Origin of the sequence: Rhizobium sp. TAL182, assembly GCF_002117725.1 — a bacterium.
Taxonomy (GTDB): domain Bacteria; phylum Pseudomonadota; class Alphaproteobacteria; order Rhizobiales; family Rhizobiaceae; genus Rhizobium; species Rhizobium esperanzae.
Genome location: NZ_CP021024.1, coordinates 696,948 through 710,197 on the forward strand (window position 1 = coordinate 696,948; position 13,250 = coordinate 710,197).

The 13,250-nt window shown below is 61.4% G+C and carries 17 protein-coding genes; 11 read left to right on the forward strand and 6 right to left on the reverse strand.

Annotated features, from left to right (window positions below; all coding sequences use genetic code 11):
- Window positions 1-17: 17 nt before the first annotated feature.
- The 6 genes from Tal182_RS03500 to motA all read right to left on the reverse strand — a co-directional run bounded on the left by Tal182_RS03500 (window position 18) and on the right by motA (window position 5,319).
- Window positions 18-458: a hypothetical protein gene (locus Tal182_RS03500; protein ID WP_064800669.1), complete on the reverse strand. Its 441-nt coding sequence runs from the start codon at window positions 456-458 to the stop codon at window positions 18-20.
- Window positions 459-463: 5 nt separating this feature from the next.
- The gene (flhB, locus tag Tal182_RS03505) at window positions 464-1,543 is read right to left on the reverse strand and encodes a flagellar biosynthesis protein FlhB (RefSeq protein ID WP_085858081.1); all 1,080 of its coding nucleotides are present in this window, start codon (window positions 1,541-1,543) and stop codon (window positions 464-466) included.
- Window positions 1,544-1,774: 231 nt separating this feature from the next.
- On the reverse strand, window positions 1,775-2,815 hold the full coding sequence (gene fliG, locus Tal182_RS03510; RefSeq protein ID WP_064800671.1) for a flagellar motor switch protein FliG: 1,041 nt from the start codon (window positions 2,813-2,815) through the stop codon (window positions 1,775-1,777).
- 27 nt (window positions 2,816-2,842) lie between these two features.
- Window positions 2,843-3,430 carry a flagellar motor switch protein FliN gene (fliN, locus tag Tal182_RS03515; RefSeq protein WP_085858082.1) on the reverse strand — a complete coding sequence of 196 codons (588 nt, stop codon included), beginning with the start codon at window positions 3,428-3,430 and terminating at the stop codon, window positions 2,843-2,845.
- Between the two features lie 65 nt (window positions 3,431-3,495).
- Window positions 3,496-4,446, reverse strand: coding sequence for a FliM/FliN family flagellar motor switch protein (locus tag Tal182_RS03520; protein ID WP_085858083.1), 951 nt, complete (start codon window positions 4,444-4,446; stop codon window positions 3,496-3,498).
- On the reverse strand, window positions 4,447-5,319 hold the full coding sequence (gene motA / locus Tal182_RS03525; RefSeq protein ID WP_020920386.1) for a flagellar motor stator protein MotA: 873 nt from the start codon (window positions 5,317-5,319) through the stop codon (window positions 4,447-4,449).
- A gap of 253 nt (window positions 5,320-5,572) precedes the next feature.
- On the opposite strand from motA, the gene flgF reads away from it, so the two are divergent.
- The 11 genes from flgF to flgH all read left to right on the forward strand — a co-directional run bounded on the left by flgF (window position 5,573) and on the right by flgH (window position 13,247).
- Window positions 5,573-6,307, forward strand: a complete 735-nt coding sequence (flgF, locus tag Tal182_RS03530; protein WP_064800674.1) for a flagellar basal-body rod protein FlgF — start codon at window positions 5,573-5,575, stop codon at window positions 6,305-6,307.
- A gap of 3 nt (window positions 6,308-6,310) precedes the next feature.
- Complete coding sequence (fliI, locus tag Tal182_RS03535; RefSeq protein ID WP_085858084.1) at window positions 6,311-7,708, forward strand: flagellar protein export ATPase FliI; 1,398 nt, start codon at window positions 6,311-6,313, stop codon at window positions 7,706-7,708.
- A 2-nt stretch (window positions 7,709-7,710) separates the two neighbouring features.
- Window positions 7,711-8,253 carry a hypothetical protein gene (locus Tal182_RS03540; protein ID WP_064800676.1) on the forward strand — a complete coding sequence of 181 codons (543 nt, stop codon included), beginning with the start codon at window positions 7,711-7,713 and terminating at the stop codon, window positions 8,251-8,253.
- A gap of 160 nt (window positions 8,254-8,413) precedes the next feature.
- On the forward strand, window positions 8,414-8,806 hold the full coding sequence (gene flgB / locus Tal182_RS03545) for a flagellar basal body rod protein FlgB (RefSeq protein ID WP_011424023.1): 393 nt from the start codon (window positions 8,414-8,416) through the stop codon (window positions 8,804-8,806).
- Between the two features lie 5 nt (window positions 8,807-8,811).
- Window positions 8,812-9,228, forward strand: a complete 417-nt coding sequence (flgC, locus tag Tal182_RS03550; protein ID WP_064693821.1) for a flagellar basal body rod protein FlgC — start codon at window positions 8,812-8,814, stop codon at window positions 9,226-9,228.
- A 3-nt stretch (window positions 9,229-9,231) separates the two neighbouring features.
- Window positions 9,232-9,573, forward strand: a complete 342-nt coding sequence (locus tag Tal182_RS03555) for a flagellar hook-basal body complex protein FliE (protein ID WP_064800677.1) — start codon at window positions 9,232-9,234, stop codon at window positions 9,571-9,573.
- A 19-nt stretch (window positions 9,574-9,592) separates the two neighbouring features.
- Window positions 9,593-10,381, forward strand: coding sequence for a flagellar basal-body rod protein FlgG (gene flgG / locus Tal182_RS03560; RefSeq protein ID WP_011424026.1), 789 nt, complete (start codon window positions 9,593-9,595; stop codon window positions 10,379-10,381).
- A gap of 16 nt (window positions 10,382-10,397) precedes the next feature.
- Window positions 10,398-10,880, forward strand: a complete 483-nt coding sequence (gene flgA, locus Tal182_RS03565; RefSeq protein WP_064800678.1) for a flagellar basal body P-ring formation chaperone FlgA — start codon at window positions 10,398-10,400, stop codon at window positions 10,878-10,880.
- Window positions 10,877-11,998 carry a flagellar basal body P-ring protein FlgI gene (locus Tal182_RS03570; protein ID WP_064800679.1) on the forward strand — a complete coding sequence of 374 codons (1,122 nt, stop codon included), beginning with the start codon at window positions 10,877-10,879 and terminating at the stop codon, window positions 11,996-11,998. The genes flgA and Tal182_RS03570 overlap by 4 nt, the downstream gene beginning before the upstream one ends.
- The gene (locus Tal182_RS03575) at window positions 11,995-12,534 is read left to right on the forward strand and encodes a MotE family protein (RefSeq protein WP_085776957.1); all 540 of its coding nucleotides are present in this window, start codon (window positions 11,995-11,997) and stop codon (window positions 12,532-12,534) included. Before Tal182_RS03570 ends, Tal182_RS03575 begins: the two co-directional genes overlap by 4 nt.
- Window positions 12,531-13,247: a flagellar basal body L-ring protein FlgH gene (flgH, locus tag Tal182_RS03580; RefSeq protein WP_064800681.1), complete on the forward strand. Its 717-nt coding sequence runs from the start codon at window positions 12,531-12,533 to the stop codon at window positions 13,245-13,247. Before Tal182_RS03575 ends, flgH begins: the two co-directional genes overlap by 4 nt.
- Window positions 13,248-13,250: the final 3 nt, after the last annotated feature.

Here is a 13,250-nt window from a genome sequence, read left to right on the forward strand (position 1 = left end):
AATTGCCCTGAGGCAAATCAGCTGGCGAGCGCATGCGGCGGTTTCACGCTGTAGCGGGATCGCCGAAGGCTCTTTTCCAGAAAGGCCGTGTTCTCGTCGGGATCGGAGGAGGGGTCCTCGAAGGCGATGTGGTTGATTTCGATGCCGGCATGATTGTCGGCAAGGGTGAGCTGGGCATAGACGGTGACGCCGCGCGGCTTGATTTCCAGGTCGAGAACGACTTCGGGCTTGCCGCCCCATTCCAGCGTATAGTTTCCGCCGAGGCCGAAATTGACCGTGCCCGGATGAAAGAAAAGCTCCGCCGCTGAAGCGACGAGATCGGCCAGATTGCCGTAATACTCGAAGCGCAGCAGTGAAATGAGGTCAGAGGCATCCAGAAGGCGCAGTTCGGTGGCGACCGGGCTGATCGCGTCTGCGAGGATCTTTTCACGCTGGGCAGAGTGAGGGCATTTTTTCATTCGGCTTATCTTACCCGTTTGTTCTTGGCGTCTGCGGCGTAAACCCTGTGTATGAGCTCCGCAACGGCCTTATAGAAGACTGACGGTATGACACTATCGACCGAGACTTGCGCAAACATGGAGCGCGCGAGCGGCGGCTCCTCGAACACCGGGATGCCGTTCTGCTCGGCGATCTCCCTGATTTTGAGCGCAATCAGGTCCTGGCCCTTGGCCAGAACCACCGGCGCGTCGTTCTCTTCACGCGCATAGCGCAACGCCACGGCGTAGTGCGTCGGGTTGGCGATGACAAGCGTGGCGCGGTGCACGTTGGCGATCATGCGCCGGCGGGCGCGGTCGCGCATCAGCGAGCGCTGCCGGCTTTTGACGAAGGGGTCGCCCTGCGCCTGCTTGTTTTCTTCCTTCACCTCGTGGCGCGTCATCTTGAGTTCGGTGAACCAGTGATGGCGCGTCCAGAAAAGATCGGCGATCGCCACGATCGCGGTGGCGATCAGCATGACGATGATGATCTTGCGCATCGCCGTCATCATCCGCACGAGGATGGTCTGCGGATCGGAGAACATGGCGTCGATCGAGCCGAAATATTCGCTCCTGAGCACGAAGAACAGGACGACCCCGACGACGACGACCTTGAACAGTGACTTTCCGAACTCGACGAGGCCGGGCAGGCTGAAGAGCCGTGACCAGCCCTTGACCGGAGAGATGCGAGAGGCCTGCGGCCTGATCCGTTCGAGCACAGGCGTCGGCAGGTTCTGGAATATCGAGGAGGCGATGCCGAAGACCATGAACAGGATGAAGGCGGGTGCCAGCAGCGCCGCGCTCGCCCAGCCGAGCCGGACGAAGAGCGCCAGAATGTCCGGGCCCGTCTCGATTTTCCATTGGTCGGGCTGCTCGAAAATGTCGCGCAGCGTTTCGCCCATGCGGCCGACGCTATCGGGAAGGAAGAACACCAGATAGATGAAAGTGGCGAGCATGGTCGCGAAGATCGACAGCTCGCGCGAAAACGGCACATTGCCTTTTTCCGCGGCATCCGTTTGCTTTTTCGCGGTCGGGGCTTCTGTTTTGCTGTCCTTGTCATCATCTGCCAAGTCGCGGCCCTCCGTCAAAAAACAGGCCGCAGCTCATGCATGCCACCCCGAACCGGGCAGCGATTTTGGGATGACGAGATGCGTCAAAACAAAAACCTGAGGCGCGCCGCAGAAACCGAGTGTTCTGCGACACGCCATAGAGCGCGGCCTATCGATGAAGGGTAGTCGCCTGTGGCGCGGCGATCAACAGCGGGCTGTTTGCCGGCCGGATTTGTCAACAGTCTCAGAAGGTCAGGCGGCGGCCGAAGCTTCGCCTTCTTTCTCCTTGAGCTCGATCTGGCCTGAGTTGGCCAGGCGAATCGCTTCCTGCGCCACGGCACGGCGCGCAATCGCGATCTCACGCGGATTGACGCCGCCCATGCCGCTCTGCAGATCCGATTCGATCATGCGGCGCTGGCGCGGACTGATGGCGGACAGAACCGATTCGCGAATCTCGGCCGGCGAGCCGCGCAACGATACGGTGAGCACGTCGGTCGAAATGTCGTTGAGCAGCAGGACGCGGCTGCGCTGCGGCATATACATAAGGTCCTCGAAGAGGAAGATCTTCGGCCGAACCTTGTTGACCGATTCGCGGCTGATCGATTCGAGCGAGGTGAGCAGCGTGTCGACCTGCGGCTTGTCGAGCTCGTTCATGAGATCGGCGACCTTCGTCGAGCCGGCAGCGTTGCGCTCTGCCTCGATTTCGGCAAGCAGCGTCATCACCTGGTTCTCGATGATCTGCGCCGCCTTCGGGCTGACGGCCTTCATATTGACCGTCCGGTTCATGATGTCGGCGCGGCGGTTGTCGGGAAGCTGCAGCAGCACCTTGGCGCCGAAGGAGGAGGGCATCATCGAAAGGATATAGGCGACGGTCTGCGGATGTTCGCGCAGCAGGAACTGTGCGACGAATGCCGGCTCGGCTTCGCTGAGGCGATCCCAGATCGAGGTCTCGTAGGCCTGGAAGGCCGTGCGGCGGCCGAGCAGGCTGTCCACCTCGTCGGGGGTCAGGCCTTCTTCCAGAATGGCCTCGATCGCTTTGGCATTGTCCATCAGTCCGGCGCCCTCGGTAAAGAGGTCCTCGAACTCGGAGACGAGCGACAGGAGCTCGTCCGGCGGAATGGCGCGCAGCGACTGGGCAGATGCGATAATAGTCTGCAGCTCGGCCTGGGTGAAATATTTCAACAGCCGGCCGGCGACACCCTTTCCCATGGCGAGAAGGACCGCCGCCGCCTTTTCAGCCTGGGTCAACGGTTTCCCGGCTAGCGCGCCGCCGAAATCGTCAAAGTCCATCATGGTCTAACCTCTCCGTCCCCACAGGGATCAGGCTTTTTTCGTACTCAAAACTTCTATCAGCTTCACGCCGAACCGGGTGTCGTCGTTATCAAGAACCGTAATCTCGCCGCGTGCAATTCTGCGGCCGTTCACCATGATCTCGACGGGTTCGCCGATTCTCTTGTCGAGAGCGATCGTCGCTCCTTCGTTGAGGTTCATCAGGCTGGAGACCTGCATCCGGCTGGTGCCGAGCATGATCTGGACATCGATCGGAATGTCCATGATCAGCTCGAAGTTCGAGGTCAGCGCGCTGCCGAGCGGCGCCGATGACGCCTCGAACGAAGAGCTGCCGCCGAAATCCATGCCTGCAGCCGGGCTGGCATTGCCGGCGCCGAAATCGCCGCCGAAATCATCGCCGCCGAAAGGGGAATCCGAAATCTCGCCACCGAAGGCGGCCAGATCCGTTCCTGCCGCGAAGCCGTCATTCTCCAGCTCGCCGCCAAACTGCGACAGGTCGCTATCGGCATCCTTCTTCAGCACGCCGCGCAGATCGTCGATCGCCTGGTCGAGATCGGCTTCGCTGCCCGGCATATCCAGGGAGAGGTCACTGTTCTGCTGTGTTTTCTTCGTTGCCATGAAATCACTATTCCAGTTGAAACTTGCCTCAAACTGCCGTTGCAGCCCAGAAGCCAGAGAACCGATCAATTCATTAAATGACGGATGAGTTCGTCATCCGAGTTCATCGTATCCTTGACGCGAACCATGTAGTTTTCGCCTGAGCGGCCGAACTCGCAGACATACAATTCCTTGCTGTTGGCGCTGACCTCGACGCGCACGTCGCCGCTGTCGCGGAAGGGGATGACGTCGCCGACCATCAGCTTCGATATCGTCCGCAGCGTCAGATCCTGCAGCCTGATCCTGGCCTCGAGCGTGACATGCGAGCGGCGCACCTGGTCGCCGAGCTGTTCGGTCCATTCAGGCGAGGCGCCGGCAGCCTGACGCTTCGGCTTCGGCGGCGTCACCTTGGTCTTCAGCAGCGCCGTCTGTGGAATGATCAGTGAGAATTCCGAAACAATGCCGGCGAGCGTGATCGACATATTGATGGCGGCAGCGAATTCGTCCGGCTTGTCCTCCGCCGGCCGGGGGCGGGCGTCATGAGCGTGCGGGGCCGAAAGACTGGGCTCGAAACCACCCGGTGCATTCACCGCCGAGCGCAGCACCTTGGCGATCTTGTCGAAGACCATGACCGCCAGATCGAGTTCGATGACCGAGAGCAGCCGCTCGGCCGGCTCCTCGATCGTATCGGCGGTGGCACCGAGCAGGTGTTCCATCAGCGTAATGATGAAACCGTTGCCGCAGGCAAGCGCGACGTTCTGAGACCAGTTGCGCAGCGTCGCGTCGACGAGCGTGACGTTGTGGCTGAGGTCGTCCACCAGGTGGTTCTTGTAGCCGATTTCGCAGCCGAGATAGCTGACGGTCACGTCGAGGCCGGTCTCGCTTTTGATGACGTCGGGAAAGAACTCGCTGTAGACATCCCCGAAGGCGCTGCAGATCTTGGCGACCCTGCCTCTGTCTCCGAGCCCGCCGGTCAGCTTGGCGAGAAGGGCGGGATCCATTGCCGGTTTGTCATGCGAAGCATCGCTCATGGTCATTTAAGCCGCCTTGTTCTCGCCGCCTGGGTTCATCATTTCCTGTTCGACTGCATCGATGGAAGGACGTTCGTAGGCCGAGATGGTCTTGCGGCCGTATTCGAGAGCGACCTGGGGCACCGAGCCGTTCATATAGGCAAGCAGCGTCTGCTTGACGATGACGTAGAGGCGATGCTGCTTGTTGCGGACGACCTTGATCTGAGAGACCAGCGGCGAGCAGACGCAATAGGACAGGAGAATGCCGAGGAAGGTGCCGACGAGCGCCGAACCGATCAGATGGCCGAGCACCTCGGGCGAATCGTTGATGTGGGCCATCGCCTTGATGACGCCGAGAACGGCCGCGACGATACCGATCGCCGGGAAAGAGTCGCCCATGATCTGGATCGCGTGGTAGGGCTTCATTTTGTCGTGCATGATGGTGTTGAGCTCTTCGTCCATCAGCGCCTCGATTTCGTGGCTGCGCGCGTTGCCGATAATGATCAGGCGGACGTAATCGCAGATGAAGGCCGTCAGTTCCTTGTTCTTCAGAACCGTCGGAGCCTGCTGGAAGATCGTCGATTCGGCAGGATTGTCGATATGGGCTTCGATTTCGTTTCGCGACTTGGTGCGCAGGTCGCGCATCAGCGAGTAGAGTACGCCGAGCGTATCGAGATAATTGCGCTCCTTCGGCACGGCGTGCTTGAAGGCCTCTGCAAGCGCCTTGCCGGAATCCTTCACCACCTTCATCGGGTTCGCCATGATGAAGCTGCCGAGGCCGGCGCCGCCGATGATGAGAAATTCGAAGGGCTGGAACAGCGCATCCACTTCGCCGCCCATCGCCATGAAGCTGCCGACGATGCAGCCGCAGACAACAATAAATCCGATAATGATGTTCATCGTCAGCCCAATCTGAACGTTGCTTTTCTTCGAGACGGATAGGGTTTCTGCCTTGCGTGAGGCTGATGAAAGGGTCGGTCCTGGGCATTTCCACGTGCCAGCTTCGCGCAAGCATCTGCCGCCAATCTAAAGGAGACGAATGGGCGCTCGCGCCCGTTTCTGAGATGCCGCCTCAGCGAAATTCCGGCCGAACCAGATCAGACGACGCCCGGCTTTTCGTACCGTTCATCGCCAATGCTTGGAGCTTACAGACATGCAATCCGGTCTTTACGTTTCTCTGTCGTCGCAGATGGCGCTTGAAAAGCGCCTGAACACCATCGCCGACAACATGGCGAACGTGAACACCACCGGTTTTCGCGCCACCGAGGTGAAGTTCGACGAGATGGTGGCGGCCACCAAGAACAAGCTGAACACCAAGGTCGCCTTCGTTTCCCAGGGCAATGACTACCTGAACGAGGAGAACGGCGAGTTGCAGCACACCGGCAACATGCTCGATTTCGCCATCAAGGGCGATGCCTGGTTTGCGCTCGATACGCCAGCCGGCCGTGTGCTTACGAGGGACGGGCGTTTCACGATCAAGGAAACCGGCGAACTCGTCTCGATCCGGGGATATCCCGTTCTCGATGCCGGCGGCGCGCCCATTCAGCTGGATACGAAGGCGGGCGAGCCGGCGGTCGGCAGCGATGGCATCATCTATCAGGGCGATCGCCAGGTCGGCTCGCTTGGCCTGTTCGAGGCCGATATCAGCAAGGGTTACCTGCGCTACGAAAACAGCGGCATCATGACTACCGACCAGCCGCGCGCCGTCGTCGACCGCTTCAATGTCGGCGTCGAGCAGGGTTATCTGGAAAATTCCAACGTTAACGCCATGCGCGAAATCACTCAGCTGATCGAAGTCAACCGCGCCTTCGAAAGCATCTCCTCGCTGATGCGCGACAGCGAGGATTCGTTCAAGCAGGCCGTACAGACGCTGGGGGGCAGCCGCTAAGCAATGAGCACCACGCTACTGTCCCAAGACGGTCTTTCCCCGAAGCTGGTGCATCTGGCGGGTCTCGTCGACCGATACGCATCGCCGGAATTCGCCGTCGCTCATGGCGGTCGCGTCCAGACCATCGCTGCCGGCCACTACACGGTCCGCGGTCTCTCCCGTCACGTTCGTCTCGGCGAATTCGTCGCCCATAAATCGGCGACCGGCATCCATCTCGGCGAGGTCGTGCGTGTCGAGCCGGACCTGATCTATGTCTGCCCGATCGAACCGGGTGAGCCGATCGGCATCCATGACACGGTCATTCGCAAGGGCGCCTTCCGCATTTCGCCGTCCGACAGCTGGTGCGGGCGCACGGTCAATTCGCTTTGTGAGCCGATCGACGGGCTGGGTCCGATCGCCGCGGGACTCGATCGTCGCTCGATTTCCAACACCGCGCCACCCTCGATGACGCGCCAGCGCGTGGCGACGGGCTTCAAGACCGGCGTACGCGCGATCGATATCTTCTCTCCGCTTTGCCTCGGCCAGCGTCTCGGCATCTTTGCCGGCTCCGGCGTCGGCAAGTCGACGCTTCTGTCCATGCTTGCCCGCGCCGATGCCTTCGACAAGGTGGTGATCGCGCTCGTCGGCGAACGCGGCCGCGAGGTGCGCGAGTTCATCGAGGATACGCTCGGCAGCAATATGAAGAAGGCGATTGCCGTCGTCGCGACCAGCGACGAAAGCCCGATGCTGCGCAAGATGGCGCCGCTGACGGCGGTCACCATTGCCGAGCATTTCCGCGACAAGGGCGAGAACGTGCTCTTTATCGTCGACAGCGTCACCCGTTTTGCCCATGCGATCCGCGAGGTGGCCACCGCCTCCGGCGAACCGCCGATCGCCCGCGGTTATCCCGCCTCTGTCTTCACCGAGCTGCCGCGCCTGCTCGAACGCGCCGGTCCTGGCCCGGAGGGCGCTGGCACGATCACCGCCATCATCTCGATCCTCGTCGATGGCGACAACCACAACGACCCGATCGCCGATTCGACGCGCGGCATTCTCGACGGCCATATCGTCCTGCAGCGCAGTCTCGCCGAAGAAGGGCGCTATCCTCCGATCGATCCGCTCGCCTCGATCTCGCGTCTTGCCCGCAAGGCCTGGACGCCGGATCAGGAAAAGCTGGTGTCGCGCTTGAAGGTATTGATCCACCGCTTTGAGGAAACGAGGGACCTGCGGCTGATCGGCGGTTATCGCCAGGGCGCCGATCCCGATCTCGACATGGCGGTCAAGCAGGTCCCCATCATTTACGACGTCCTGAAACAGTCTCCAGGCGATCGCGACTCGGTCGACGCTTTTGCCGATCTCGCCAGCGCGCTCAAGGCTGCGGCCGGCATGGGCAATCAGGGCGCACCCATGCAGAGGAGATAGTCGTGGCTGATTTCGACGATGAACGCATCGCTTCCCTGACGCAGCGCAAGAAGACCGCCACTCTGGATCGGTTTCTCACCTTCGCCGGCCTGGCGCTTGCCGGCGCCTCCGCCTTTTTCCCCTGGTACGTTTTCTTCAATGCGGACAAGTTCGGCATCAATGTCGCCACCAGCAGCAATTCGCGCGAACTGCCGGATTGGCCCGCCCGCAACGTCTTCAGCGTCTCACCGCTGGCCATGGTCAACAAGAACGAGGCGACCAAGAAGGCTCCGCCGGTCGATCCGCTGACGACGGCGACGGTCTCCGATCTCGGCAAGCAGCGTGACGGCGGCGCGATGCTGGAAGACCAGCCTTTCCCGGGCAAGTCTTCCTTCCGCCTTCTGCACGTGTCCAACGGCCGGGCGCTGATCGAGGATCCCTCGGGCATGTATGTGGTGCGCATCGGCTCGGTCCTGCCCGACGAAAGCCGCCTGGCGATGATCGAGCAGCGCGAGGGCAAATGGGTGATCATCACCTCCAAGGGCGATATCTACAAGAACGATTGAACCTCTTCGCAAAGGCCGAAGACAAGAGGGGCTCCGCCGCAAACCGGCAGGAGCCCTTTTCTATGGCGGCCTTCGGCGAAGCGCCTCGAAGCCCGAATTCCCGTAAGTCCCACGCAAGATTACCGCTCTAGGTTCCGGATAGTAAAAACGGAGAGTTCTCATGCAACCGATCCAACTTTTCGACTTGGCTTCGCGACAGGCGGAATGGCTGACGATCCGTCAGCAGGTTGTTGCCGGCAACATCGCGAATGCCAATACGCCGAAATTCCGCGCCAAGGACGTCACGCCCTTCGATGCCGTGCTGGACAGATCCGACATCACCATGGCGCGCACCAATCCGGCGCACTTCAGCGGCAACGATTTCAGCGACAGCGGCGATATCGACGTCAAGGAAGCGGCCCTCGACCAGGAGATCGGCATTCAAGAATCCGGCAACACCGTCGGTTTGGCCGAGGAGCTTTCCAAGTCGGGTGACATCAAGCGCCAGTACGATCTGAACACCTCGCTGGTCAGCTCCTTCAACCGCATGATGCTGATGACCGTCAGGAAGTAATTGTCATGGATCCGCTTTCCGCAGCTATGAAAATCGCCGGTTCGGGGCTCGAGGCGCAATCGACGCGCCTGCGCATCGTCTCGGAAAACATTGCCAACGCCCGCTCGACCGGTGACACGCCCGGCGCCGACCCCTATCGCCGCAAGACGATCACCTTCGGCCAGCAGATGGATCGCACCAGCGGTGTCGAGACCGTCAACGTCAAGAAGGTCGGCGTCGACGAAGGCGACTTCAGCACCGAGTTCGACCCCAGCAATCCGGCGGCGGACGCCAAGGGCGTCGTCAAATTGCCGAACGTCAACATCCTGGTCGAGATGGCCGACATGCGTGAAGCCAATCGCTCCTATGATGCCAATCTGCAGACCATCAAGCAGACCCGCGACCTCATCTCGTCCACGATCGATCTTCTGAAGAGCCAATAATCAATGATCAGCAGCGTCCAGAATGTCAGCAATCTTTCGATGACCCGCGCACTCGGCGCCGTCGACACCGAAAATTCCGCCTCGTCCGCCGCAACGACCATGCCGGGCACCGCAGGTGCTGCCAATGGCCTGAGCTTCGCCTCGGTCCTGGGCGGCATGGCGTCCGATGCGGTCAGCAGCCTGAAGGGTGCCGAAAGCATGTCCTTCGCCGGCATCAAGGGCACGGCGACGACCCGTGAAGTCGTCGATTCCATGCTCCAGGCCGAGCAGACGCTGCAGACCGCGATTGCCATCCGCGACAAGGTCGTTTCGGCCTTTCTCGAAGTCACCAAGATGCAGATGTAACTGATTTGAGGACGAACACATGAGAGCGCTCGCCATCGCAGCAACGGGCATGGATGCCCAGCAGACCAATCTGGAAGTCATCGCCAACAATATTGCGAACATCAACACGACGGGCTTCAAGCGGGCCCGCGCCGAGTTCACCGACCTTCTCTACCAGACCGAACGCGCCAAGGGCGTCGCCAACCGGGCCAACCAGGCCGTTGTTCCTGAAGGCGCCAATATCGGCCTCGGCGTCCAGACCTCCGCGGTCCGCAACCTGCATCTCCAGGGCGAACTGACGCAGACCGGCAACGACCTCGACGTGGCGCTGATCGGCAAGGGCTTCTTCCAGATCCAGTCGACCGATGGCACCACGCTCTATACCCGGGCCGGCGCTTTCAACAAGAACGACCAGGGCCAGCTCGTCACCATCGACGGCTATGAGGTCCTGCCTGGGATCACCATCCCTCAGGGATCGACCGAACTGACCATCAGCCGCTCCGGCGAGGTCTCGGCCAAGCTGCCGGGCCAGACCGATCCGACCGTTCTTGGACAGCTGACGCTTGCCGATTTTGTCAACGAAGCGGGTCTTCAGCCGATCGGCGACAATCTCTTCCAGGAAACGCCGGCCTCGGGCGAGGCGGTCGTCGGCAACCCCGACGAGGAAGGTTTTGCCTATATGAAGCAGGGTTATCTGGAATCCTCGAACGTCGACCCGGTGAAGGAAATCACCGAGCTGATATCGGCTCAGCGTGCTTACGAAATGAATTCAAAGGTGATCACGACAGCTGATGAAATGGCCTCCATCGTCAGCAAGAACCTGAAGTAAAGGGAAGGGCCGAAACATGATGTTTTGCCGGGCAGGACACATCTCAGGATGGGTGGCGGCAGCCACGATCGCACTCGCGGGCATCATCTTGCCCGTGAACGCGGATGCCGGCATGGGTTATGCCGTCGTCCCGACGACGATCATCTACCCCGGCGACACATTGTCGGGCAGCCAGCTTCAGGAGGTCGAGGTCACCAACCCCAACCTCGCCGGTGATTATGCCAAATCGATTTCGCAGGTCGAAGGTCTGGTTTCCAAACGCACGCTGTTGCCGGGCCGCACGATCTCGGTTTCAGCTCTGCGCGAGCCCTATACGGTGACGCGCGGCTCTTCGATCCGCCTGGTCTTCTCTCTCGGCGCAATGACGATCTCCGCCGCCGGCACGCCGCTCGAAGACGGTGCGACGGGGCAGGTGGTCCGTGCACGTAATATGGATTCCGGCGTCATCGTCAGCGGCACGGTGCTTGCGGACGGCACGATCCATGTGAGGGCGAAATGAAATTGTTCTTCCGTATCGTCACCTTTGTTGCGGTCGTCGCCATGAGTTTGGCCGAGGTGGCGCCCGCCTGGGCGCTGACGTCCCGCATCAAGGATATCGCTTCGCTTCAGGCCGGCCGCGATAACCAGCTGATCGGGTACGGCCTCATCGTCGGCCTGCAGGGAACCGGCGACGGCTTCCGTTCCTCGCCCTTCACCGAGCAGTCGATGCGGGCAATGCTCCAGAATCTCGGCATTTCGACACAGGGCGGCCAGTCCAACGCGAAGAACACCGCGGCCGTGATGGTCACCGCCAACCTGCCGCCCTTTGCAAGCCCCGGCAGCCGTCTCGATGTTACGGTGAGTTCGCTCGGCGATGCGACCTCGTTGCGTGGCGGCACGCTCGTCATGACCTCGCTTTCCGGCGCCGACGGCCAGATCTACGCTGTCGCCCAGGGCTCCGTTATCGTCTCCGGCTTTCAGGCGCAGGGCCAGGCGGCGACGGTGACCGAAGGCGTCACCACCGCCGGCCGCGTGCCCGGCGGCGCGATCATCGAACGCGAACTGCCATCCCACTTCAAGGATTCGGTCAATCTCGTCCTGCAGCTGCGCAATCCCGACTTCTCGACGGCCATCCGCATTGCCGACATCGTCAATGGCTATGCCTCCGCGCGCTTCGGCGGCCCGGTCGCCGAAGCCAAGGATTCGCAGGAAGTGGTGATCCAGAAACCGCGCACCGCCGATCTCACCCGGCTGATGGCCGACGTCGAAAACCTCATCGTCGAAACCGATACGCCGGCCAAGGTGGTTATCAACGAGCGCACCGGAACGATCGTCATCGGCTCCGATGTCCGCGTCTCGCCGGTCGCCGTCAGCTACGGCACTCTGACGGTTCAGGTCACCGAGACGCCGCAGATCATCCAGCCCGAACCCTTCTCGCGCGGGCGAACCGCCGTCCAGCCGCAGACCGATATCGCGGCCGAGCAGACCGGCGGGCGCGTTGCCATCATCGACGGTCCCGATCTTAGGACCCTTGTTGCCGGCCTCAACAATATCGGCGTGAAACCGGATGGGATCATCGCCATTCTCCAGGGCATCAAATCGGCAGGCGCCCTGCAGGCGGAGCTTGTGCTGCAATGATGACGATCCTCAATCCTGACATGACCGTGCTGCAGCTGCTGCGCCGCCTGGCGCTGCCGGCAGCCGGCCTCGTCCTTCTGTCGATCCCGGGCGCCTTCGCACAGGAGCATCCGGAGGGAGACATCACGTCTCAGGACGAGATCAAGCAATTCTGCACGAACATCGCCGATCCGGCCCGCGACCAGCGCTACCTGCTGCAGAAACAGGAGCTGGAAAGGCTCCGCGCCGACATCGACGCTCGCATGGAAGAGATGGACAAGCGCAAGGCCGAATATCAGGACTGGCTGAAGCGGCGCGACGATTTCCTGAAGCAGGCGGAAGCCGGCCTCACCGATATTTACAAGAAGATGAAGCCGGATGCGGCGGCACTGCAGCTGCAGGATATGAACATCGAAGTGGCGTCGGCCGTGATCATGCGGCTCGGCCCGCGCCAGTCGAGCCTCATCCTCAACGAGATGGACTCGAAGAAGGCCGCGGCCATCGCCAGCGTCATCGCCAGTGCGTCCGATCCCAATACGTCGAAGGATCCTTCATGAACATGCGTTTCCCGGCCGCGATCGCCGCCCTCGCACTCCTTGCGGGCTGCCAGTCCCCGACGGCAGTCAGCGAGATCGGCCGTGCGCCCGCCATGAGCCCGATCGGCAGCGGCCTCGCCTACGGCCAGACCCCGCAGATGGCGCTCTATCCGAAGCAGCCGCGCGCCGTGGCGCAGGGCTATTCGCTCTGGAGCGATTCGCAGGCCGCGCTCTTCAAGGATGCACGCGCGTTGAACGTCGGCGACATCCTGACCGTCGACATCCAGATCAACGACAAGGCCTCCTTCGACAACGAGACCAACCGCAGCCGCAAAAATTCGAGCGGCATGAACTGGGACGTCAATGCTCAGATCTTCGGCTGGACGCCCGAATCCAAGACCGATCTGACCTATGGCTCCGACACCAGCACCGACGGCAAGGGCAAGATCGAGCGCACCGACAAGCTCACCCTTCTCGTTGCGGCCGTCGTCACCGGCATTCTCGAAAACGGTAACCTCGTCATCTCGGGTTCGCAGGAAGTCCGTCTGAACCAGGAGCTGCGCATCCTGAACGTCGCCGGTATCGTGCGTCCGCAGGACGTCAACGCCGACAACCAGATCTCCTACGACAAGATCGCCGAAGCCCGCATCTCCTATGGCGGCCGCGGTCGCTTGATGGAAGTGCAGCAGCCTCCGCGCGGCCAGCAGGCCGTCGATCTTTTCTCGCCGCTTTGAGGC